Source organism: Pseudonocardia spirodelae (assembly GCF_037727765.1).
GTDB classification, from domain to species: Bacteria; Actinomycetota; Actinomycetes; order Mycobacteriales; family Pseudonocardiaceae; genus Pseudonocardia; species Pseudonocardia spirodelae.
This window is the reverse complement of sequence record NZ_JBBJUP010000005.1, coordinates 141,085-163,392: the sequence shown is the minus strand read 5'-3', so window position 1 is coordinate 163,392 and position 22,308 is coordinate 141,085. Positions and strand designations below refer to the sequence as shown.

General features: G+C 75.3%; 20 protein-coding genes. 8 read left to right on the top strand and 12 right to left on the bottom strand.

Annotated elements, in window-relative coordinates; all coding sequences use genetic code 11:
- Positions 1-9: 9 nt before the first annotated feature.
- A complete protein-coding gene (locus WJX68_RS07935) occupies positions 10-1,302 on the bottom strand; it encodes an amidohydrolase family protein (protein ID WP_340287543.1) in 1,293 nt (430 codons plus the stop codon).
- A 175-nt stretch (positions 1,303-1,477) separates the two neighbouring features.
- Here WJX68_RS07935 and WJX68_RS07930 point away from each other — a divergent pair, with 175 nt between their 5' ends.
- From WJX68_RS07930 to WJX68_RS07915, 4 genes are all read left to right on the top strand, one after another.
- Positions 1,478-1,888 carry an STAS domain-containing protein gene (locus WJX68_RS07930; RefSeq protein WP_340287541.1) on the top strand — a complete coding sequence of 137 codons (411 nt, stop codon included), beginning with the start codon at positions 1,478-1,480 and terminating at the stop codon, positions 1,886-1,888.
- Between the two features lie 7 nt (positions 1,889-1,895).
- Complete coding sequence (locus tag WJX68_RS07925; protein ID WP_340287539.1) at positions 1,896-2,498, top strand: DUF7002 family protein; 603 nt, start codon at positions 1,896-1,898, stop codon at positions 2,496-2,498.
- Positions 2,499-2,966: 468 nt separating this feature from the next.
- A complete protein-coding gene (locus tag WJX68_RS07920) occupies positions 2,967-7,436 on the top strand; it encodes a Pls/PosA family non-ribosomal peptide synthetase (RefSeq protein WP_340287537.1) in 4,470 nt (1,489 codons plus the stop codon).
- Between the two features lie 150 nt (positions 7,437-7,586).
- Positions 7,587-7,985, top strand: coding sequence for a group I truncated hemoglobin (locus tag WJX68_RS07915; RefSeq protein WP_340287535.1), 399 nt, complete (start codon positions 7,587-7,589; stop codon positions 7,983-7,985).
- 43 nt (positions 7,986-8,028) lie between these two features.
- On the opposite strand, the gene WJX68_RS07910 is transcribed toward WJX68_RS07915, so the two are convergent.
- The 3 genes from WJX68_RS07910 to WJX68_RS07900 form a co-directional block, all read right to left on the bottom strand.
- Positions 8,029-9,486 carry an MBL fold metallo-hydrolase gene (locus tag WJX68_RS07910; RefSeq protein ID WP_340287533.1) on the bottom strand — a complete coding sequence of 486 codons (1,458 nt, stop codon included), beginning with the start codon at positions 9,484-9,486 and terminating at the stop codon, positions 8,029-8,031.
- Between the two features lie 77 nt (positions 9,487-9,563).
- On the bottom strand, positions 9,564-9,731 hold the full coding sequence (locus WJX68_RS07905) for a hypothetical protein (RefSeq protein WP_340287531.1): 168 nt from the start codon (positions 9,729-9,731) through the stop codon (positions 9,564-9,566).
- 84 nt (positions 9,732-9,815) lie between these two features.
- Positions 9,816-10,706 (bottom strand): LysR family transcriptional regulator, encoded by an 891-nt coding sequence (locus WJX68_RS07900; RefSeq protein WP_340287529.1) that lies wholly within the window; start codon positions 10,704-10,706, stop codon positions 9,816-9,818.
- Positions 10,707-10,777: 71 nt separating this feature from the next.
- Here WJX68_RS07900 and WJX68_RS07895 point away from each other — a divergent pair, with 71 nt between their 5' ends.
- Positions 10,778-11,947 carry a TDT family transporter gene (locus WJX68_RS07895; RefSeq protein WP_340287527.1) on the top strand — a complete coding sequence of 390 codons (1,170 nt, stop codon included), beginning with the start codon at positions 10,778-10,780 and terminating at the stop codon, positions 11,945-11,947.
- A 129-nt stretch (positions 11,948-12,076) separates the two neighbouring features.
- Here the strand turns inward: WJX68_RS07895 and WJX68_RS07890 are convergent, their stop codons facing one another.
- The 3 genes from WJX68_RS07890 to WJX68_RS07880 are packed head-to-tail and all read right to left on the bottom strand — an operon-like array spanning position 12,077 to position 14,084.
- Complete coding sequence (locus WJX68_RS07890; RefSeq protein ID WP_340287526.1) at positions 12,077-12,940, bottom strand: sulfite exporter TauE/SafE family protein; 864 nt, start codon at positions 12,938-12,940, stop codon at positions 12,077-12,079.
- The gene (locus tag WJX68_RS07885) at positions 12,937-13,278 is read right to left on the bottom strand and encodes a rhodanese-like domain-containing protein (protein WP_340287524.1); all 342 of its coding nucleotides are present in this window, start codon (positions 13,276-13,278) and stop codon (positions 12,937-12,939) included. The genes WJX68_RS07890 and WJX68_RS07885 overlap by 4 nt, the downstream gene beginning before the upstream one ends.
- Positions 13,275-14,084 (bottom strand): GntR family transcriptional regulator, encoded by an 810-nt coding sequence (locus WJX68_RS07880; protein ID WP_340287522.1) that lies wholly within the window; start codon positions 14,082-14,084, stop codon positions 13,275-13,277. The genes WJX68_RS07885 and WJX68_RS07880 overlap by 4 nt, the downstream gene beginning before the upstream one ends.
- A 701-nt stretch (positions 14,085-14,785) precedes the next feature.
- Between WJX68_RS07880 and WJX68_RS07875 the strand changes: the two genes are divergently transcribed.
- Positions 14,786-16,216: an MBL fold metallo-hydrolase gene (locus WJX68_RS07875; RefSeq protein ID WP_340287520.1), complete on the top strand. Its 1,431-nt coding sequence runs from the start codon at positions 14,786-14,788 to the stop codon at positions 16,214-16,216.
- A gap of 72 nt (positions 16,217-16,288) precedes the next feature.
- On the opposite strand, the gene WJX68_RS07870 is transcribed toward WJX68_RS07875, so the two are convergent.
- Positions 16,289-17,485, bottom strand: coding sequence for an NAD(P)/FAD-dependent oxidoreductase (locus WJX68_RS07870; RefSeq protein WP_340287518.1), 1,197 nt, complete (start codon positions 17,483-17,485; stop codon positions 16,289-16,291).
- A gap of 195 nt (positions 17,486-17,680) precedes the next feature.
- Between WJX68_RS07870 and WJX68_RS07865 the strand changes: the two genes are divergently transcribed.
- Positions 17,681-19,051, top strand: a complete 1,371-nt coding sequence (locus tag WJX68_RS07865) for an MBL fold metallo-hydrolase (protein WP_340287517.1) — start codon at positions 17,681-17,683, stop codon at positions 19,049-19,051.
- 9 nt (positions 19,052-19,060) lie between these two features.
- Positions 19,061-19,681, top strand: coding sequence for a class I SAM-dependent methyltransferase (locus tag WJX68_RS07860; protein ID WP_340287515.1), 621 nt, complete (start codon positions 19,061-19,063; stop codon positions 19,679-19,681).
- Positions 19,682-19,685: 4 nt separating this feature from the next.
- Here the strand turns inward: WJX68_RS07860 and WJX68_RS07855 are convergent, their stop codons facing one another.
- Genes WJX68_RS07855 through WJX68_RS07840 form a run of 4 tightly spaced genes read right to left on the bottom strand, consistent with a single transcriptional unit; the run spans position 19,686 to position 22,256 of the window.
- Positions 19,686-20,189, bottom strand: coding sequence for a L,D-transpeptidase (locus WJX68_RS07855; RefSeq protein ID WP_340287513.1), 504 nt, complete (start codon positions 20,187-20,189; stop codon positions 19,686-19,688).
- Entirely contained in the window at positions 20,186-20,659 is a 474-nt protein-coding gene (locus tag WJX68_RS07850; RefSeq protein WP_340287511.1) for a hypothetical protein, read from the bottom strand. The genes WJX68_RS07855 and WJX68_RS07850 overlap by 4 nt, the downstream gene beginning before the upstream one ends.
- A complete protein-coding gene (locus WJX68_RS07845) occupies positions 20,656-21,516 on the bottom strand; it encodes a cytochrome c biogenesis CcdA family protein (protein WP_340287508.1) in 861 nt (286 codons plus the stop codon). Before WJX68_RS07845 ends, WJX68_RS07850 begins: the two co-directional genes overlap by 4 nt.
- Positions 21,513-22,256: a DsbA family protein gene (locus WJX68_RS07840; protein WP_340287507.1), complete on the bottom strand. Its 744-nt coding sequence runs from the start codon at positions 22,254-22,256 to the stop codon at positions 21,513-21,515. The genes WJX68_RS07845 and WJX68_RS07840 overlap by 4 nt, the downstream gene beginning before the upstream one ends.
- Positions 22,257-22,308: the final 52 nt, after the last annotated feature.

The window sequence follows — 22,308 nt, the reverse complement described above, 5'->3', positions numbered from 1 at the left end:
TGAGCCGGGTCACACGGGCGGGTGCAGCTCTGCCGCCGCGCCGGTGACGGTGCGCCGGCCGCCCCGCAGCACCCAGCGCACCCCGGCGACGGCCGCGACGGCCGTCGCCGGGTCGGGGGCGTCGAGGCAGACGAGGTCGGCCGGTGCGCCCGCGACCACCCCGGCCGTGGCACCGAGCACGCGCGCGGCCCGGTCGCCGACCAGGTCCAGGCAGGCGGCGAGCTGCTCCGGCGACGCCTGGTGGGTCAGGTTCGCGTACAGGTTCGCCATCCGGACCAGGGAGCCGTCGCCGTAGGGGGTGAAGGCGTTGCGCACGTTGTTGGTGGCCACGGCCGCGGCGGCGTCGCGCTCCACCAGCCGGTCCAGCACGACGACCCCGCGCGGGATCCCCGCCCCGGTCTCCCGCCCGGTCAGGAACAGGTCCGTCGACGGCAGGACGACGACCCCGACCCCCGTCCCGGCGCAGCGGTCCAGCACCGCGGTCCGCCGCCGCGGCTCCAGGAACGACCACGCGGTCCCGTGGCCCGCCGTCACGCGGCCGCCGAGCCCCGTCCGTTCGGTCAGGTCGCAGAGCGTCCCGATCAGGGCTCCCTCGGCGGTCCCGTCGAACAGGTCGAGGTGCAGGTCGACGTCGGCGTCGTGCTCCGCGGCCAGGCCGAACACGTGGTCCAGCTGGCCGGCCGGGTCGTCGTCGGCGTAGGGGGCGCCGCCGACGACCGCCCGCCGGCCCTGCTCCCGGGCCTCGCCCAGCGCCTCGGCGAGCAGCCGTCCGGTCTCCGGCGAGCCGGTCAGACCGTCCTGGGCGAACACGCACACCTCGACGTCGACGGCCCAGGCCCACTCCCGCGCGGCGCGCAGCACGCCGTCGAGACCGCGCCGCCCCACGGTCGGGTCCAGCTCGACGTGGGTGCGCACCCGGGTGGTGCCGTGCGAGACGCAGCCGGCGAGCACCCGCCCGGCGCGGTCCGCGACGTCGTCGGCGGTGAACTCCGCCTTCATCCGGGCGGTCTCGGCCATCGCGTCGGCGACCGTGCCGCCCGACCAGGAGCAGCGGTCCGCGGTGAGTGCCTTGTCCAGGTGCAGGTGGGTGTCGACCAGCCCGGCGACGACCAGCCGGTCCCCGGCGTCGACCTCGGCCGGCCCGGCCGCGACGGGCACGCCGACCGACCGGATGCGGCCCCCGGCCAGCGCGATGTCGACGGCGCCGTCGTGGCCGGGCACCCGGGCGCGGCGCACCACGGTGTCGATCGGGCCGTCGACCGGGCCGTCGACCGGGGGCTGTGGTTCCGGGGAGGTGCTCACCCGGTGAAGGCTCTCCCGGCGCCGCGGATCCCGCAGGTCGACCCGGTGGACATCGGTCCCCCGACCGGTACGGTGAGGGCATCGCATCCTCGGCCGCACGCTTCCGGACGCACGGTCCCGCCCCATCCGGCCCGCGGGGCCGCGGTCCGGTGCTGCCCGGGGCCGGACGGTCGTCGTGACCGCCGCCGAACCGGCCCGCCGCCGTCTCGGGCACGCCGGGAGCTGGCCGGAGCCGACGTCGCGGGTGAGCCTGCGGGAGCACACACCGCGGCCGGGGGTCACCGTCCTCGAGGTCATCGGCGACGTCGACCTGGCCGAGGCCGACGCGATCCGCGTCCGGATGTCGCAGATGCTGCACCAGACCCGCCCCGAGCGGGCGGTGCTCGACCTGTCCGGCGTCGGGTTCCTCGGCTCGCACGGCCTGACCGCGGTCGTCCGCTCCTCGCGGGCCGCCGGCGAGGCCGGCGTCCGGCTGGACGGCGTGACCGGCCCCGGCAACCGCGCGGTGATCCGGCCGGTGCGCATGACCGGGCTGGACCGGCTGATCGCCTGGTACCCCGACCTCGACACCGCGCTGGCGGCCTGACCCGCCGGTGGGGCCCGACGAGCTCGTCCGCCGCGCCCCGCGGCTGTTCCACACCACGCCCGCCGCCTCGTGGCCGGGGATCGCCGCGCACGGGCTGCTGCCGGTGTCCGGCCTGCTCGACCGCTACGGCGTCACCGGCGCCGAACGGGAGCGGCTGCTGACCGAGCGCCGCCCGCGGGCGGTCCGGCTGCAGCACCCCGAGCACGGCACGGCCTGGCTGCGCGACCAGCGCCCGCTGAACCCGGCGGCGCTGGAGCGGATGCTCGAGGGCTGCACGGTGGCCGAGTACCTGCGCCGGATCAACGGCTGCGCGTTCCTGTGGGCCGACCCGGACCGGCTGGCCCGGCTGCACGCCCTGCCCCGCTACGCCTCCGAGGAGCACGTCGTGATCGCGGTCGACACGGCATCGCTGCTGGCGGCCCACGGCGACCGGGTGCTGGTGAGCCGGATCAACTCCGGCGCCGCCCTGTTCGCCCGCGGGCGGCGCGGACCGGACACCCTGCTGCCGCTCGACCGGGTCCCGTCGTCGTGGCGGCCGGTGGAGGTGGCCGTACCCGGCGGAGTACCGGACCTGGCGGCGCACCTCGTCACCCCGGCGGCGGGTTCCTGAACCCGGTGGACCCGCTCCGGCGCCGTCCACTCCGGACCCGTGTCACCGTGCGCAACCGGAGGTCACGCGGTGTGTCCCCGACGCGGGCGGCGGCGTGATCCGGCCGACCCGCAGGTCCACCCGGTCGGGAGTGATCCTCGCCACCGTCGACGACCGGGCGCCCGCCGTCCGGGCCGCCCCGGCCGGCGACGGCGCCGCCCTCCCCGCCGGTCCGCACCCCGCGTGGCCGTGACGTCGCGGGGGCGCGACCACCGGCCGGACCAGGGGCCGATCGACGGCCCGACCTGGGAACCGATCTTGTCGGCGCCCCGATGGCCCTGCGGCGCACGGCCGGACCGGCCGGGGCGCCGACACACCGGACGGCCGTGACTACGCAGGCCCGACGGGCCGGGTTCACGACTTTGCGAGTGACGAGTGCCACGCTCTGCCAGCACTTTTGCCGCCGGTGCCTTCGGGTAGGCCGGTGTCATGTCCGACGTGTCCAAGCGATCGGCTCCCCCCGGCGGGGTCGACGGCGGCGACGGCCGCGAGGAGCCGGGGCGCCCGCAGGTGATCCGCCGCGACCTGCCCTACCGGCCGTCCCCGACCCGGCGACGCGCGCCGAGCCCGCACCCGCGGACGGACGGTCCGGGCACCGGGTCCGGAGCGCCCCTCGACGAGCGCGTCCTCGTGCCCGGTACGGCCCTCGAACCGTCGCGGGCCCGCCCGGGCGAGCAGCTCGCCGAGGTCTTCGAGGCCGCCGTCGACGACCACCCGGACTCCGTCGCGGTCGACACCGGGCCGGAGCGGCTGACCTACCGCGACCTCGACCGGCGTGCCAACCGGCTCGCCCACCACCTGCGCGCACGGGGCACCGGTCCGGGCGACGTCGTCGGCCTGCTGCTCGACGACCCGGTCGCGGCCTACACCGCGATGCTCGCCGTGCTCAAGTGCGGCGCGACGTTCGTCCCGATGGACGCCGCCTTCCCCGCCGACCGTGTCGCCTACATCCTCGACGACTCCGCCGCGGGCACGCTGCTCGTCACCGGCAGCGCACTGGCGAAGGTCGGCGACCTGCCGGCGGGCGACGTCGAGGTCCTCGACGTCGACGCGCACGCCGCGGCGATCGCGCGCCACCCCGGCGCGCGGCCGGCACCGGACACCCGCCGCTCCCCCGGCCGCGGGCACCCGGCGTACCTGATCTACACCTCCGGCTCCACCGGCCGCCCGAAGGGCGTGGTCATCGGGCACGCGGCCATCTGCAACTTCGTGCGGGTCGCCGCCGACGAGTACGGCGTCCGCCCCGACGACCGCATGTACCAGGGACTGACACTGGCGTTCGACTTCTCGGTCGAGGAGATCTGGACGTCGTGGCTGGTCGGCGCCACCCTCGTCCCGAAGCCGGCCGGGGTGTCGCTGGTCGGGGAGGACCTGCACGACTTCCTCGCCGAGCGCGGTGTCACCGCGCTGTGCTGCGTGCCGACGCTGCTCGCGACCGTCGCCCCCGACCTCGACGGCCTGCGCTTCCTGCTGGTGTCCGGGGAGGCGTGCCCGCAGGACCTGATCCGGCGCTGGTGGACCCCGCGGCGCCGGTTCCTCAACGTCTACGGCCCCACCGAGGCCACGGTCACCGCGACGATGGCGCAGGTGCACCCGGACCGCCCCGTGACGATCGGGCGGCCGCTCCCGACCTACGCCGCGCTCGTCCTGGACACCGAGGACCCCACCCGTGTCCTGCCGTTCGGCGAGACCGGCGAGCTCGCCGTCGCCGGGGTCGGCCTGGCCGACGGTTACCTCAACCGTGACGAGAAGACGGCCGAGGTGTTCGTCCCCTCGCCCGTCGACCTCCCCGGCAACCCCTCGGGGCTGATCTACCGCACCGGCGACCTGTGCCGGGTCACCGCCGACCGCGAGATCGAGTACAAGGGCCGCATCGACCTGCAGGTCAAGATCCGCGGGTACCGCATCGAGCTGGCGGAGATCGAGGCCGTCCTGCAGGACCACCCGGCCGTCGCGATGGCCGTCGTCGACACGTTCGAGCCCGTGGCCGGGACGACGGAGCTGGTCGGCTACTACAGCCTGGTCCGCGGCGCCGAGCCGCCGACCGACCTGCGCGCCCGCCTGCAGGACCGGCTGCCCGGCTACATGGTGCCCGCCTACCTGGAGCACCTCGACCGCATCCCGATGACCACCAGCGACAAGGCCGACCGCAAGAACCTGCCCGCCCCGAGCGGCGGGCGCGTCGCCACCGCCGGGCCGGTCGTCGCGCCGGCGGGCGACGTCGAGCGCGGCCTGGTCGAGGAGCTCGCGGCCGCGCTCGGCGCGGAGCCCGGCGAGATCTCGGTCGAGGCCGACTTCTTCGACGAGCTCGGCGCGACGTCGCTGCTGCTGGCCGGGTTCGCCGCGGCCGTCCGGCGCCGCGACGACCTGCCCGCGGTCGCCGCGCGCGACGTCTACCGCCACCCCACCGTCCGGTCGCTGGCCGCCGCGCTGGGCGGCGCCGTCCCGGCCGCCGGCGCGGAGCCGGTGGAGCCGGTCCGCGCCCGGCCGGTGGCGCACGCGCTCACCGGTGCCGCCCAGCTGCTGTTCCTGCTGGGCGCCGGGTTCGCCGCCGCCGCGGTCCTCGTCCTCGGCTACCGGTGGATCTCGACCGCGCCCGACGCGGTGGCGCTGACCGGCCGGGCCGCCACCTGGACGGCGGGGGTGCTGCTCGCCGTCGTGCTGGCGCCGGTGCTCGCGAAGTGGACGCTCGTCGGCCGGTTCCGGGAACGGAGCGTGCCGCTGTGGGGGCTCGCCCACCTGCGCTTCTGGGTCGTCTCGACGCTGATCCGCACGAACCCGATGGTGCTGGCGGCCGGCACCCCGCTGTACACCGTGTGGCTGCGGATGCTCGGCGCCCGCATCGGGCGCGGCAGCGCCCTGTTCGGCGCGGTCCCGGTCGCGACCGACCTCGTCCGGATCGGGGCGCGCACGATCGTGCACCCAGAGGCGTCGCTGCAGGGCTACCGGGCGGTGCCCGGCGCCCTGGAGTTCGGCCCGGTCGGCGTCGGCGACGACTGCGTCGTCGGCGAGGCCGCGGTGCTCGACGTCCGCACCTGGATGCAGGACGGCTCCCAGCTCGGCCACGCCTCGGCGCTGCGGCCCGGCGTCACCGTGCCGGCCGGGCAGGTCTGGCACGGGTCGCCGGCCGGGCCGTGCGACTCCGACTACCGCGGGCCCGCACCGGCCGGGTCGGGGCGGGTCCGGCGGTTCGCCTACTCGGCCGTGTTCGCCGGTCTCACCTGGGCCGTCGGGACCGCGCTGCTGGCCACCGCCGTCGCCGCGTTCGACCGGTTCGCCCCGCAGGTCGCCGGGCTGATCGGGCTGACCGGCGCCGACATGGGCGCGCACTGGTGGTTCTTCCTGGTCGGCACGATCGCGGTCATGGCGCTGTTCGTGCTGGCGCTGATCGTCGGCGTGGTGGCGGTGCTGACGCTGCCGCGCCTGGCCGGGCTGCTCGTGCCGGTGGACCGCACCTTCCCGCTGTACGGCGTGCGCCACGTCGCCCAGCAGGTCGTGACCGGGGTGTCCAACGCCCGCTTCCTCGTGCTGCTGCTCGGGGACAGCTCGTTCATCACCGGCTACCTGCGGGGCCTGGGCTACGACCTGGACGACCTGCGCCAGACCGGGTCGAACTTCGGCACCCAGCTGCGCCAGGAGTCGCCGCGCCACGCCCGCGTCGGCACCGGGACGATGGTGTCCGACGGCCTGCGCATGATGAACACCGAGCTGTCGCACGACTCGTTCCGCATCCGCCCGGTGCGGCTGGGGCGCGACAACTTCGTCGGCAACGACGTGCACCTGCCGCCCGGTGCCCGGATCGGCGACGACGTCCTGCTCGCGACCAAGGTCATGGTCCCGGTCGACGGCCCCGTCCACTCCGGCGTCGGGCTGCTCGGTTCCCCGCCGATCCGGATCCCGCGCACCGGCGCGGGCCCGCACCCGAACCACCCGGGCAGCGACGAGGAGCTGACCCGGCGGCTGCGGTCGAAGAACCGCTACAACGCCTCGTCGCTGGTGGTCACCGTGCTGCTGCGCGCCCTCGGCGCCGCGGTCGCGCTCGTGCCGGTCGGGGTGTCGGTCGCGCTGTGGCCGGTGTGGGGGCTGTGGGCGCTCGGCCCCGCGGTGTTCCTCGGCCCGCTGCTGCTCATGGTGTGGTCGGCGCTGCTGGAGCGCGCCACGCTCGGGTTCCGCAGCCTGCAGCCGCGCACCGCGTCGATCTACGACCGCTACTTCTGGTTCCACGAGCGGCTCTGGAAGCTCTACGTCCGCCCGGTGCTCGCCGGGACGCCGCTGCTGGTGTGGCGCAACCGCCTCGCCGGCCTGAGCGCGGGCCGCCGCGTCTTCGACGACGGCGCGGCGCTGCCGGAGAAGAGCCTCGTCGCGCTCGGCGACGACGTCGTGCTCAACGCCGGCTCGGTGATCCAGTGCCACTCGCTGGAGGACGGCCGCTTCGAGTCCGGCCGGGCCGAGGTGGGCGACGGCGTGGCCGTCGGCGTCCGGGCGTTCGTGCACCACTCGACCGTCATCGGCGACGGCGCGACGCTCGCCGCCGACTCGTTCCTGATGAAGGGCGAGCAGGTCGGCCCGGGCGAGCGGTGGGGCGGCAACCCGGCCCAGCCCGAGGCCGTCGACGCACCGGTGCCCGACCACCGGGCCCCGGCCGTCGCGGTGCCGGCGCCGCAGCGCAGGCCGGTCACCGAGGAGGTGTTCCTGTCCCGCGTGCAGCAGTACCTGGAGCTGCACGACCTCGAGTGGGCGACGAACGCCTCGGTCGCGGTGCTCGACACCCTGGCCCGCACCCTCGGCCCGGACGGCCGCGACGACCTGGCCCGGCACCTGCCGGGCGGGCTCCGGGCGCAGGTGCCGTCGCTGGCCGGTCACGGCGGGCGCCGCGGCCAGCACGCCGTCGACGACTGAGCGGGCCCGGCCCGTCCGACCGGGCAGTGGCACCCCGGGACCGGTTGTGCACTATTGACGAGACCCTCTCCCGTCGGACACGGTGGGACGTGATCGCTATCACGCGGTCCGTCCCGAGCCCGTGCCCGACAGCGGAGTTGGAGCATTCTCATGACCGACCAGTCCCTGTACGACCGCCTCGGCGGGATCTACGCGATCGCCGGGGCGGTCGACATCCTCGTCGACCGCCTCTTCGCCAACGCCTCGGTCAACGCGAACGAGGGGGTGCACGCCCACCACGGCGACCCCGCCAACGCCCCCGGCTACAAGTTCCTGGTCACGGCGTGGTCGGTGCAGGCCGCGGGCGGCCCGCAGTGCTACCCGGGCATGGACATGGTCACCGCGCACGAGACGCTGAAGATCACGAACGAGCAGTTCGACGCCGTCGCGCTGGAGATCTCCTCGACGCTGAACTTCTGCGGGGTGCCGACGCCGGAGCACACCGAGTTCATGGAGATCATCGAGAGCTACCGGTCCGAGGTCGTGGAGCAGCGGCCGAAGGCGGCCTGACGCGTCCGTCCCGCCGGCGTCGAGGGGCGCCGGCGGGACCCGCTCACCCCCGTGCGGGCAGGTCCGGGTGCCAGTCCGCGGCCACCGCGAGCTGGTGGTGCAGGTGCGCGACGACGTCGGCGCGACGACGTTGCTGCTCCGGCAGGGCCGCCCACGCGGCGTATCCGCCGGCGAGGTCGCGGACGTCGACGAACCCGGCGCGGCGCAGCAGCGAGGCCGCGACCCCCGAGCGGTAGCCGCCCGCGCAGTGCACGACGACCGTGCGGTCGCGTGCGACCTCGTCGAGGCGGTGCGGCAGCTCGGCGAGCGGGATCTGGCGCGCCCCCGGCACCGCGCCCGCGGCGAGCTCACCGCGGTTGCGCACGTCGAGCACCTCGGGGCGGCCGGGTCCGGCGAGCATCCCGGCCAGGGTGGCCGCGTCGACCCGCTCCGAACGCTGTGTGCGCCCGGGCGCCGCGAGCACCGGCTCCGGGTCGCGCAGGTAGCCGACGACGCGGTCGGCGCCGATCCGGGCCAGCCGGGTCACCACCTCCTCCTCGCGGTCCTGCGGGGCGACCACCACGACGTCGCGGGCCGGGTCGACGACGGTGCCCGCGGTCTCGGCGAAGCGGCCGTCGAGCGGCACCGACAGGGAGCGGGGGAGGTGCCCGGCGGCGAACGCGTCCGCGTCGCGGGCGTCGAGCAGGACCGCGCCCCGGTCGAGCAGGTCGTCGACCTCGGCGGCGAGGAGCGGGCGCGCGGGTCGCGCCGGGTCGAACAGCTCGTGCTCGCGCCGGTTGGCGATCGCGTCGTGGACGAAGTAGCCGGGCGCGGCCGGCTGACCGGCGGTGACCATGGCGAGGAAGTCCTCGACGTCCATCGGCCGGCAGGCGAGGTTGTCGCGCCGCTGGTCACCGATGGTCGAGGCGCGCTCGGTGGACAGGTTCTTCCCGCAGGCCGAGCCCGCGCCGTGGCCGGGCAGCACCCGCACCGCGTCGGGCAGCTCCATGAGGCGGGCCACCGAGGCGTGCAGCCGCCGGCCGAGCTCGTCGGCGGTCACGCCGATCGAGGCCAGCAGGTCCGGCCGGCCGACGTCGCCCACGAACAGCGTGTCACCGGTGAGGACGGAGTGGGGCACCGTGTCGCCGGCGTGCTCCCACACCAGGACGCTGATCGACTCGGGCGTGTGGCCCGGTGTCGCCAGCACCTCGAGCACGACGTCGCCGAGCGCGATCCGCTCGCCGTCGGCGAGCAGGCGGGCCGGGAACTCCGGACGCGCCTCGTCGCCGAACCCGATCCACGCCCCGGTCCGCTCGGCGAGCTCCAGGTGGCCCGCCAGGAAGTCGGCGTGGAAGTGCGTGTCGATCACCCCGACGATCGTCAGGCCGTGCGCGGCGGCGTCGGCGACGTACTCCCCGACGTCGCGGCGGGGGTCCACGACGACGGCCCGCCCGGTCGTCTCGTCGCCGACGAGGTAGGAGGCCTGGGACAGGCACTCCAGGTAGTACTGCGTGAGGATCATGGCGCGTCTCCGATCGTGGTCCGGACACTCCATGGATACCCCCCGGGGTATCTGCGGCCCAGGGCCGCAGGTCCCGCTCAGGGGCGGCCGAACAGCCTCGCGAACAGGCCGCGGCCGGAGCGCTCGGCCGGCGTGCAGCGGCAGCGCTCGGCCGGCCGCACACCGGCCATGACCTGGTCCACGTGCTGCCCACAGCCCTGCCAGGTGACCTTGCCGCAGTTGCGGCAGGTGGCGCGTCGGCACATCGCGATCGTCCCCTCGTATCGGTCCCGGTCGGCTGGATACCCCCGGGGGTATCGTCGAGTATACGTCGTCGCGCATGTCCGGGGTCAGCGTCGTGACGCGATCCGCACCAGCACCAGCGCCGGGCCCGACGGTGCCCGGCCACGGCGCCAGGCCGCCCGCAGCCGTCGCTGCAGGTCCGCCCCGCGCACCGGCACCGTCCGCAGCGTCCCCGCCGCGACCTCCGCCGCGACGGCGAGGCCGCTGATCACCGCGGGACCCGCCCCGCCGGCGACGGCGTTCTTGATCGCCGTCGTCGATCCCAGCTCCAGCACCGGCGGGGCCAGGGCGCCCAGCGCGCGCTCCAGGAAGTCGCGGGTGCCCGACCCCGGCTCCCGGGCCACCAGCGGGGTCGACGCCAGCCGGGACGCGTCCACCGCCCGGCGGCCCGCCCACGGGTGGTCCGGAGCGACGACGAGCACCAGCCGGTCCCGCGCGACGACCTGCCCGTCGAGGTCGGCGGGCAGCCCGGGCCCCTCGACGAAGCCGATGTCGGCGTCCCCGCGGCGGACGTCGTCGACCACCTCGGCGGTGTTGTGCGAGGTCAGGGTGACCGCGGTACCGGGCAGCTCGGCCCGCAGCGCGACCAGCCAGCGCGGCAGGAGGTACTCCGCGACGGTGACGCTGGCCGCCACCCGAAGCCGGGCCGCGCGGTCGGTCCGCAGGGCGGCGACCCCCTCGTCGAGTGCGTGCGCCGCATCGAGCGCGGCCCGGGCCCGCTCCACCACCAGCGCGCCGTCCGGGGTGAGCCGGGTGCCCCGCGGGGAGCGCTCCAGCAGGGTCAGCCCGAGCGCGGACTCCAGGCTCCGGATGCGCGCGCTGACCGCGGCCTGCGAGATGCCGTGCTCCACGGCAGCCCTGCCCATGCTCCCCAGGGTCGCGACCGAGACCAGCAGGTCGTAGGGCACGAGGTCGGACACACGCGCAGACAGAGCCACAAGCACAGCTTATGACTGCGCAACCCGGCGACGGGTACCGCGCGGCTCCTGCCGCGCGCACCGTGGAGGCCATGACGACCCACCTGGACCGACCCGCCGCCGAGGTCCCGGACCCGCCGCGACGGCCGCACGCGCTCGCCCGGATCGGACTGCTGCGCGACCTCGACCGTCCCGGCGACGCCGTCTCCTCGCTGGGGCCGAACTGGTTCGCGTCGGTGATGGGCACCGGCATCGTCGGCGGCGCGGTCGCCACGCTGCCGCTGCGCTCGCCGGCGCTGACGGCCTGGGGCACGGCGGTCTGGGGGCTGGCCTCGGTGCTGCTCGTCGTGCTGGTCGTGGCGGCCGCGGCGCACCGCCTGCGCTTCCCCGCCCGGGCCCGTGGGCACGCGGCCGACCCGGTCGCCGCCCAGTTCTACGGCGCCGTCGCGATGGCCCTGATGACCGTCGGCGCCGGGGCCGTCCAGTTCGGCATCCCGGTCCTCGGTGCGACCGCCGCACTCGCCGCGAGCTGGACCCTGTGGCTGACCGGGACGGCGTTCGGGCTGCTCACCGCCGTCGGCGTGCCCTACCTGATGATCACCCGCCACGAGATCGGGCCGGACGCCGCGTTCGGCGGCTGGCTGATGCCGGTCGTGCCGCCGATGGTGTCGGCCGCCGACGGCGCCCTGCTCGTCGCCCACCTGGCCCCCGGGCCGGGGCGGGTCACGCTGCTGGTCGCCTGCTACGCGCTGTTCGGGATGAGCCTGTTCGCGACGCTCGCGCTGCTCCCGCAGATCTGGAACCGGCTGGTCGTGCACGGGCCCGGACCGGCCGCGACCGTCCCCACCCTGTGGATCGTGCTCGGCCCGCTGGGGCAGTCGGTCACGGCCGCCGGGCTCCTCGCGAACGTCGCGCCGGGCACGCTGCCCGAGCCCTACGCGGCCGGCGCCGCCGTGTTCGCCGTGCTCTACGGCGTCCCGACCTGGGGCTTCGCGATGCTCTGGATGGCGCTGGCGGCCGCGGTGACCGTCCGGACGGCGCGGCGTCGACTGCCGTTCGCGCTGACCTGGTGGAGCTTCACGTTCCCCGTCGGCACCTGCGTGACCGGGACGAACCTGCTCGCGGCCCGCCTCGGGACCCCGGCCCTGGACGTCGTGGCGGTGGCGCTCTACGGGCTGCTCGTCGTGGCCTGGGCGGTCGTCGCGGCCCGGACGGCGCACGGCGCGCTGGTCCGCGGGCACCTGCTCGCCCCCGCACCCTGACCACCGCCGCCCTCCCGCCGCCCGCCCCGGCTGCTCCCAGGGGAACCCTCGGGGCTTAGAGGGCAACGAGGGTGCCCCTGGGAGCACCCGGAGGGCCGGAGAACCGCGACGACGCGGCCGGAGGGGCGGTCAGAGGGCGAGCAGGCTCTGCACCCCGACGAACAGCCCGACGGCGACGAGCAGCCCGGCGAACGCCCGGTTCAGCGCCGCACCGGACATCCGGTCGGCGACGAGCTTGCCGCCGAGCGCGCCGAGCACCGCGACGGCGGCGAACGGCCCGATGACCGCCCAGTCCAGGTCGAGGTGCCCGATCCGGGCGCCCATCGAGCTGATCGAGTTGAAGGTCAGCACCAGCAGCGAGGTGCCGATCGCCGCGGGCATCGACAGGCCCATGAGCATGGTCAGGGCCGGGACGACGAGGAATCCGCCACCGACCCCGAGGAACCCGGTCAGGAACCCGACGACCGAGCCGGCCCCGGCGATCTTCGCGACCCGGCGGACGGTCGCCCGGCGCCGGGTGGGGGCCTCGAGGACGGCGGTCGCGCCGGACGTCCCCCCGCCGGCCGCGGGAACCCCGGACCCGCCGTCGGGGGTCCCCGGCGAGGGGCCGGCGCCGTCGGTCCGCCGGGCCGACGACGACCCCCTGACCAGCATCAGCACGGCGATCAGGAGGGTGAGTGCGGCGAAGGACAGCAGCAGCACCGGCTGCGGCACGGCGCGGTTGACCAGCGACCCGGCCCAGGCCGTGGGCACGCCGACGACCCCGAAGCCGACACCGGTCCGCCAGTCGATGGTGCGCCCGCGCAGCCGGGCCAGCACACCGGCGGCGGAGATGATCCCGACGATGACGATGCTGCCGGTCGTGGCCGTGCGGGCGTCCTGACCGAGCGCGTAGACCAGCGCGGGCACGGCGAGCACGCCACCGCCCCCACCGAGGGTCCCGATGACGAGCCCGACGACCAGACCCAGCGCTCCGGCCAGGACGCCGGTCATGCGACGGTCCCGGGTCCGCCGTCGTCGTCGACGAACGGGAGGCCGGCCTCGGACCAGGCCTTCATGCCACCGGCCATGTTCCGGACGTCGATCCCGGCGTCGGCCAGCGCCGCCGCGGCCCGGCCGGACCGGTTCCCGGAGCGGCAGACGGCCACGACCATCCGGTCCTGGTCGAACGTCATCGGGTCCAGCTCCCCGAGCGGGGTGTGCACGGCGCCCTCGATGTGCCCGGCGCTCCACTCGGCGGGCTCGCGGACGTCGAGCAGCAGGGCCCCGCCGGCGGCGAGCTCCCGGGCGTCCACCGGGTCGGTCTGCGGGATCTGGTCGGGAGTGGTCATCGCCGTGGGTCCTTCCGATCGGGGGAGCCGAGCAGGTCGAGCTGGTAGCCGTCCTTGGCGGAGAAGTCCGCGCGCAGGACGAAGCGGTCGCCGCGGACGAGGGTCTGGCGCCACTCCACCGGGCGTCCCTTGGCGCAGCCGAGGCGCCGGATCGAGAACGCGGCGGTGGACGGGCTCCCGCCCAGCAGCCGGTGCTCGGCGGGGGTGGGCAGGATGGGCTGGATGGTCTCCTCGCCGCCGGTGAGGACGACCCCGCAGAGCTCGGCGTAGCGCTCGTAGAGCGCGCCGGTGGTGAAGTCGGCCTTCAGCAGCGGGGCGGCGAGGTCGTGCGGGAGCCACACCCGGTCCAGGGCGAGCGGGTCGCCACCGGCGAACCGCAGGCGTTCCAGGTGGACGAGCGGTGTGGACTCCTCCAGCCCGAGCCGGGCCGCGACGACGCCGTCGGCGCGGGTGTCCAGCGCCCGCACCACGCTCTGCTGTTCCAGGCCCATCGCGCGCACCGACGCGTTGAGGCTGTAGAGCGCACCGAGCCGCTGGGCGATCTCGACCGGCTCGGCCTGGCGCGACGGGCGTCCGCGCGTCCCGACGACACGGCCCTCGTCGCGCAGTACCTTGACCGCCTGCCGGACGGTGTGCCTGCTGACGCCGTACTCCTCCACGAGGGCCAGCTCGCCGGGGAACCCGTCGGTGAACGCGTCGAGGTCGAGGCGGCGCCGCAGGTCGTCGAGCAGCTGCTCCCAGAGCAGACGGCCGGGCTCGCGCCGGATCACGGCGGGGCCGGGGGCGTCGGTCTCGGTGTCGGACACCCCTTGAATGTACGGTCATTTAGCGTCGGTGAGCAAGTCCCCTCGGAGTGCCACGGACCACGCCGGAGTCATGGTCCGGCCCACAGGCGGGCGCCGGGCGGTCACCGGCCCGGACGGGGGACGGGCGGGGACGGGTCGCAGCCGGGGCGGGACGGCGTCCGGGCCGGAGCACCGGCCCCGAGGAACGTCAGAACGGCACGCCGGACCGGTGCGCGGCCCGCACGGCCACGGCCATCCGGCCGAGCAGGCCGGATCGGGCGCCACCCCCCGGCCGGCCGCCGGTGCCGCCGTCGCCCGGGGTGTCCGCGGGCGGGGGCGCGTCCGCCGCGGACGGGCGGGCAGCGGCCGGCTCGGCGGCGGAAGCGGCCGGGGAGTCGGACGGGTGGGGACGGACGGAGGTGCGCACGGTCGCTCCGGTGATCCGGTGGGTCGGGACGGACGGGAGCGACTCCGGTACTACCGGGCCGCTCGGATTCCCGGGCGACAGTGACGGTCGTCGACCGACAGCTGGTCGGTGGCGATCAGGCACACGACGAAGCCGCGATCGACCGACGGAGCTGCGGGACACACGGGGACCACGAGACCACGCGGCCCCCCGTCGCGCAACAGCCCGGCCGGTCGCATGTGGCCCGCCGCCCTCGACGACGGACCGCGATGAATGTACGGTCATTTGTACAGCGTCAGATCCCCAGGAGGGCATCATGGGAGCGGACCCCGTCGAGGCCGGTGCGTGGCAGCGCAGCGGTGACCTCGTCTTCCGGCAGTACTACCTGGGCTGCCTGTCCCAGGCGTCCTATCTGATCGGCGACCGGACTACCGGCCGCGCGGTCGTCGTCGACCCGCAGCGCGACGTCGCGCTCTACCTGGCCGACGCCGAGGCCGAGGGGCTCCGCATCGAGCGGGTGCTCGAGACCCACGTGCACGCGGACTTCCTCTCCGGGCACCTGGAGCTGGCGACCGCGACCCGCTCCCCCATCTCCTACGGCGACGCCGCGCAGGTCGAGTTCCCGATGGAACCGCTCGCCGACGGGCAGATCCTGTCCCTGGGCTCGGTGAGCCTGGAGGTCCTGCACACCCCCGGCCACACGCCGGAGTCGATCTGCCTGGTCGTGCGCGACCAGCCCGGCGCCGCGCCCTGGGGCGTACTGACCGGCGACACGCTGTTCATCGGCGACGTCGGCCGTCCCGACCTGCTCGGCGGGGCCGGCTGGTCCGCCGAGGAGCTCGGCCGCGCCCTCTACCGGTCCACCCGCCGCCGACTGCTCACCCTGCCGGACGGGACCCGGGTCTTCCCGGCCCACGGCGCCGGGTCGGCCTGCGGGAAGAACCTGTCGACCGAGACCTCCAGCACCATCGGCGAGCAACGCCGCACCAACTACGCGCTGGCGCCGATGGACGAGAACGCCTTCGTCGCCGCCGTCACCGAGGGCCAGTCGGTGGCGCCGATGTACTTCGCGCACGCCTCGCAGCGCAACCGTGAGTCCCGGCCGGTGCTCGACGAGACCTCGCGTGTCCCCGCGCTGCCGCTGCCGCAGGTCGACGAGCTGGTCCGCGGCGGCGCCGTGCTGCTCGACACCCGCGATCCGCAGGACTTCGCCGCCGCGCACCTCCCGGGCTCGGTCAACGTCGGCCTCGGCGGCCGGTTCGCCGAGATGGCCGGTCAGGTCGTGCCGGCCGACGCCGACCTCGTGCTCGTCGGCGACCCCGGCACGGCGGTCGAGGCGCGCAACCGGCTCGCCCGCATCGGCTTCGACCGGGTGCGGGGTGAGCTCGACGGCGGGGTGTCCGCGGCACCGCCGGAGCGCCTGCGCTCGGCGGGCCGGGTGACGGCCACCGAGCTCGCCGCCCTGCCGGACGGGACGCAGGTCGTCGACGTCCGCGGGCCGGGCGAGGTCGCCGGGTCCGGGCTCGTCCCGGGAGCCGTGCCGATCCCGCTGCCGACCCTCGTCTCGCGGCTCGGCGAGCTCGACCCGGCGGCCTCCACCGTCGTCTACTGCGCGGGCGGGTACCGCTCCTCGATCGCCGCGTCGACGCTGCGAGCGCACGGTTTCACCACGGTCGACGACCTGCTCGGCGGGTTCGGGGCCTGGGCCGACGGCACCCGCCCGGTCACGGCACCGGCGACGACCTGACCGGTCCGAGCACCGACGACGCCCCGGCCGGATCCCCGGCCGGGGCGTCGTCGGAGTGCGGCCCGGGAGCGGTCAGGCGAGGCCGCGGAGCATCGCGTTCCAGTACATCGTGGGGAGGCCGTAGCGCTTGAGCAGCCACATGTCCCTCCGCTCCTTGATGGTGTCGATCCCGGGGATCGACGGCGTCGGCGTCATCGTGTAGTCGAACTCGGCGAGCAGCATGTGGTGCCGCGAGGTCGTCAGCGGGCAGGACGCGTAGCCGTCGTAGCTCGCCGACGGCGTGCGCCCCGCCATGACGTCGCGCAGGTTCCGGGCGACCACCGGTGCCTGCTTGCGGATGGCCGCGCCGGTCTTCGATTTCGGCGAGGATCCGGCGTCGCCGAGGGCGAACACGTTCGGGTACCGCGTGTGCTGCAGGGTGTGCTTGTCGATCTCGACGTAGCCCGCCGGATTGTTCGGGTCGGCCAGCGCGCTCTTCTTCACCCAGTCCGGCGCGCTCTGCGGCGGGACGGCGTGCAGCACGTCGTAGGACAGGGTCGAGGTCGTGTCGCCCGCCGCGTGGTCGACGACGGTGATCTCCTTCGCGCCGGCGTTCACCGAGGTCATCTCGCTCTGGAAGTGGACCTGGATGCCGTAGCGGGCGACGACGCCCTCGAGCACCTTCGCGAACTCCGGTACGCCGAACATGCCCGGCGTCGGCAGCACCAGGTGCACGTCGATGTCGCGCAGCACGCCCTGCTCCCGCCAGTGGTCGGCGGCGAGGTAGGCGATCTTCTGCGGAGCTCCCGCACACTTGATCGGGCCACCGGGCATGGTGAACACCGCGGTGCCCTTCCGCAGCTCCCGGATGAACTTCCAGGTCGCGGGCGCGAGCTGGTACTCGTAGTTGCTCGACACCCCGTCGCGCCCCAGGGCGTCGGACAGGCCGGTGACCTTGGCCCAGTCCAGCTGGATCCCCGGGCACATCACCAGGTACTCGTACTCCACGCTCGACCCGTCGTCGAGCTCGACCGAGCGGGCGTCCGGGTCCACCGAGACCGCGCCCCTGCGGATCCACGTCACGCCCTTGGGCATGACCGAGGCCTGCGGGCGCGCGCTCTGCTCCACCGGCGCCCGGCCGCCGCCGACGAGCGTCCACAGCGGCTGGTAGTAGTGCGTCACCGCGGGGTCGACGACGGCGACGTCGCGCTCCCCCGCCCGGCGCAACCGGGCCGCGACGCTGATGCCCGCGCTGCCGCCGCCCACGATGACGATCCGGTGTCCCGGCATGTTCGTCGCCTCCTCAAATGTACGTACATAGAGGTTATCGGCCGGCCATCCCCGACACAATGGTCCGAATTCGGGCCCATCACCGACCGACGCGGTCGCTGATTCGTGATCTCCGCCACGGCACTCGATGGAATGTACGATCATTTGATCGGGTTGACGCCAGTACCCCCGAGGTCACTGCCGAGAGGACCGGACATGATCACCGTTCTGACCGTCGAGACGCCCGGCCTGGGCGACCGCAGCTACCTGGCGCACGACGGCGAGGTCGCCCTCGTCGTCGATCCCCAGCGCGACCACGACCGGATCCGCGCCGCCGCCGACGAGGCGGGCGTCCGGATCACCCACGTGTTCGAGTCCCACATCCACAACGACTACGTCACCGGTGGTTTCCAGCTGGCCCGCGCGACCGGAGCGCAGTACCTCCTGAACGCGGACGACCCGGTCTCCTTCGAGCGCGTCGGCGTCCGCGACGGTCAGGTCGTCGAGGTCGGCACGATGCGCGTGCGGGTCCTGCACACCCCCGGGCACACCCACACCCACCTGTCGTTCGCCGTCTCCGACGGCTCCCTGCCCGGCGCCGAGCCGGCGGTCGTCTTCACCGGCGGGTCGCTCCTGTACGGCTCCACCGGCCGTCCCGACCTGCTGGGGCCCGACCACACCGACACGCTCGCCCACGCCCAGTGGCACTCCGCCCGGCGGCTCGCCGCGGAGCTGCCCGACGCCACCGAGATCTTCCCGACCCACGGCTTCGGCAGCTTCTGCTCCGCCACCCAGGCCACCGGGAGCGCGAGCACCATCGGCGCGGAGAAGGTGGCCAACCCCGCGCTGACCCGCGAGCAGGACGAGTGGGTCCGCGAGCTGCTGGCCGGGCTCGACGCGTTCCCCGCGTACTACGCCCACATGGGACCCGCCAACGCCGCCGGGCCGGACGAGATCGACCTGTCCGCCCCGGCCGAGGCCGACCCGGCCGAGCTGCGGCGGCGTATCGACGCGGGCGAGTGGGTCGTCGACCTGCGCACCGGGACCGCGTTCGCGGCCGGGCACGTCGCCGGGACGGTCAACATCGGGCTCGGCGGCCAGTTCGTGACCTATCTCGGCTGGCTCGCGCCGTGGAGGACCCCGGTGACGCTGCTCGGGGAGACCGCGGCCGACGTCGCCGAGGCGCAGCGCGAGCTCGTCCGGATCGGGATCGACCGGCCGGCCGCGGCCGCGACCGGCAAGCCCGAGGAGTGGGCCGGTGACGCGCCGCTGCACAGCTTCCGCCAGGCCACGTTCGCCGACCTCGCGGCCGAGTACGACCGGGGCGCGCGCCCGTCGGTCCTCGACGTCCGCCGGAACCCCGAGCGGGCCGGCGGGTGGGTGCGGGGCTCGGTCGGGATCCCGGTCCACGAGGTCCTGGACCGGATCGACGAGGTCCCGGCCGGACCGGTCTGGGTGCACTGCGCCGGTGGCTACCGCGCCGCCGTCGTGGCCGGGCTGCTCGACGCCCGCGGCATCGAGGTCGTGGCGATCGACGACGCGTTCGGCAACGCCGCGGCGGCGGGCCTGCCGGTCGTCGCCGGGTAGCGTGCCGCCGTGTCCACCGGTGAGCACCGCATCTTCGCCGCGCTGTACGACCGCGTCCTCGACCCCGTCGAGCGCCGGGTCCTCGGCCCGCGCCGGGCGGCGCTGGTCGGCGACCTGACCGGCCGCGTCCTCGACGTCGGCGCGGGCACCGGCGCCAACCTGCCGTACTACCGCGCCGCCGACGAGGTGATCGCCCTCGAACCGGACCCGGCCATGCGCCGCAGGCTCGACGACCGCGCCGCGGCCTGCGCCGTCCCGCTGACCGTGAGCGGGGCGGGCGCCGACGCGCTGCCCGCCGCCGACGGCTCGGTCGACGCGGTCGTCTTCACCCTGGTGCTCTGCACCGTCCCGGACCCGGCGCGGGCGCTGGCCGAGGCGCACCGGGTGCTGCGCCCGGGCGGGCGGCTGGTCGCGATCGAGCACGTCGTCGGGCACGGCCGGCCCGCGACCTGGCGACGGCGACTGGCCCCGCTGTGGGAACGCATGGCGGCGGGGTGCCGGCTCGACCGTGACACCGAGGCCGCGGTCACCGCCGCCGGGTTCGTGTCCGGCACCGTCGAGCGGTTCCCGGCCACGCCGTCGTGGGGTCCGATCGGGGCGATGGTCCAGCTGACCGCGACCCGGGCCTGACGGGTCAGGACGGGCGGCGGACCTGGACCTGGTCACCGACCTCGAGCGCGTCGAAGAACGCGACCGCGTCCGGCTTCCCGAGGTGCACGCACCCGGCGGACGGCCGTTCGAGCGACCCCTCGTGGAAGGCGATGCCGCCCGGGGCGAAGAACACCGAGAACGGCATGTCCGCGTCGAACTCGCGGCTGTGGTAGTTCTGCGCCTTCCAGTCGACCGCGAACGTCCCCACGGGGGTGGGACTGCGCGGGTCGCCGTCGAGGAACGGGACCGTCCGGGTCACCTCACCGTCGTCGAGCAGCCACGCCGTGTGCGAGGCCAGGTCGACGCAGGCATCGGCCGACGCGGTGCACGGCGTGCCGGGGACAGCGGCACCGGACGGCGTCGCCGTGCTCGCCGGGGGCGCCGGCGCCTCGGACGCGTCGCCGGCCGCGGACGCGAGACCGGCGCCTCCGACGAGGACGCCGCCGGTGACGACGACGGTCAGGGCACGGCGCAGCAGGGTGTTCACGGGATCTCCTCCGGGGATCGGGGTGTCGCCACGGGCACCGGGCAGGCCAGCGCCCCGCGCAGCCGGGCCCGCAGGGCCGCGGCCATACCGGCCACCGCCAGCACCGCCAGGAACGGCTGGACCGGTTCGAACCACGTCATGGCCCCGGCGTAGCCGAGCACCAGCAGGACGAGCTTGTTGCAGACCGGGCAGCCGACGGCGAAGAAACCGAGCAGCGCGCCTGCCGAGGCGCGGCGGCCGCCGGGCCCGTCGGGGCTCCGGACGTAGGTGGCCGCGACCAGCCCGGACAGGATCGCGACCAGCGCGAGGACCGGGTAGGCCCAGGCCGGGGTCGGGACCTCACGCCAGAACCACGGGTTCGGCAGCACGGCCGTCGGGACCGCCATGACCACGGCCGTCGCGACCGCGGACACCGTGGCGACGGTCCAGTGCCGGACGGTCCAGGCGCGCAGTGCGTCGAGCGCGTTCACCGGACCTCCTCGTGGTCCCGCTCGGCGGCGGTGCCGGCGCCGCGACGGGAGCGCAGCAGCCTGACCACCGCGACGACCAGCGCGAGCAGGACGATCGCGAGCAGGACGACGACGTCCGGCACCCCGCCGACCAGGTCTCGGATCGCGACCTGGGCGTCGGCCTGCTGGTCGACGGTGGTGGGCGCGATGATCCCGGCGGTCCCGTCGGTCAGCAGGAACAGCATCCCGATGCCGATGAAGAGCAGCCCCGAGACCAGGCTCGTCGTGTGGGTGCGCAGCGGGCCGAGGGTGATCTCACGGCCGCGCAGCCACGGTCTGCGCCCCAGCCCGAAGCGGTCCCAGAGCAGGGCCAGCACGAACAGCGGGGCGGCCATCCCCACCGCGTAGGCGGCGAGCAGCGCCGCGCTGTAACCCGGCTCGGCCCCGATCGCGGCGACCGTCAGGACGCTGCCGAGCAGTGGCCCGGCGCAGAACCCGGCCAGTCCGTAGACCGTGCCCAGCGCGAAGGTCGACAACGGGCCCGAGATCCGGATCCGCCCTGCGGCCCGGGCCGCGGAGGAGCTGGCGAACCCGATGCCGAGGACGGCGAGAACCCCGAACACGATCAGGAGCAGTCCCCCGAGGGTCGTGACGAGGCCGCGGTAGCGGGTCAGCAGGTCCCCGACCAGGGCCACCCCGGCGCCGAGCGGCACGAGCACCACGAGCAGGCCTGCCAGAAAGGTCAGCGTGCGGCCGATCAGGGTGCCGACGCGGTCGAAGGCGTAGGCGAAGAACGACGGCAGCAGCAGCGCCGCGCACGGGCTGACCAGGGAGAGCAGCCCACCCAGGAAGGCCGCCGGTAGACCGATACCGCTCACCGCGTGGCCGCCAGCGCCTGGTCGATCTGCGCCCGGAACTCGGCGACGGGCTGGGCCCCCATGAGCGGGTTCCCGTTCACGACGAAGGCCGGGGTGCTGGGCACCCCGAGCGCCGACCCCTCGTCGAGGTCGCGCTGCACCGCCTGCGCCGCCTCGGGCCCGTGCATGTCGGTCCGGAACTTCGCGATGTCGGGGACACCGACCTTCTCGGCGTAGGCGACGAGCGTGTCCTCGGGCAGGTCCGGGTGGGCACGCTCCGGGCTGTCGGCGAAGACCGCCTTGTTGAACTCCCAGAACCGGCTCTGCATCGCCGCGGCCCGACCGGCCTGGGCGGCCAGCGTGGACTCCGGTCCGAAGATCGGGAAGTTGCGCCACTCGATGCGCAGCCTGCCGTCCTGCACGTACTCGTCCACGAGCTGCTGCTCGGTGTCCCGGCTGAACTTCGCGCAGAACGGGCAGCGGTAGTCGGAGAACGCGACCATCACCACCGGGGCGTCGGTGCGGCCGAGCGCGGCGGGATCCCCCTCCTCGCGACGGGCGATATCGCCCAGCGGGCCGACGGCCGGCTGCCCGGCGTCGGCCGACTGACCCCGCGTCGCGGGCGGGGCGGCGTCGTCGCCACCGGTGGCCCCGAGAACGAGGTAGCCGATCAGCCCCAGGGCCAACACGACGAGGACGACGACGATCGTCACGTCCCGCTGCCGGCCCCGGCGCTCCAGATTGCCGGTCGTGCGTCCCATGCCGGCCCCCTTTCTACTATCCGAGTAGTAGCTGTCTACGAACACGGTAGTA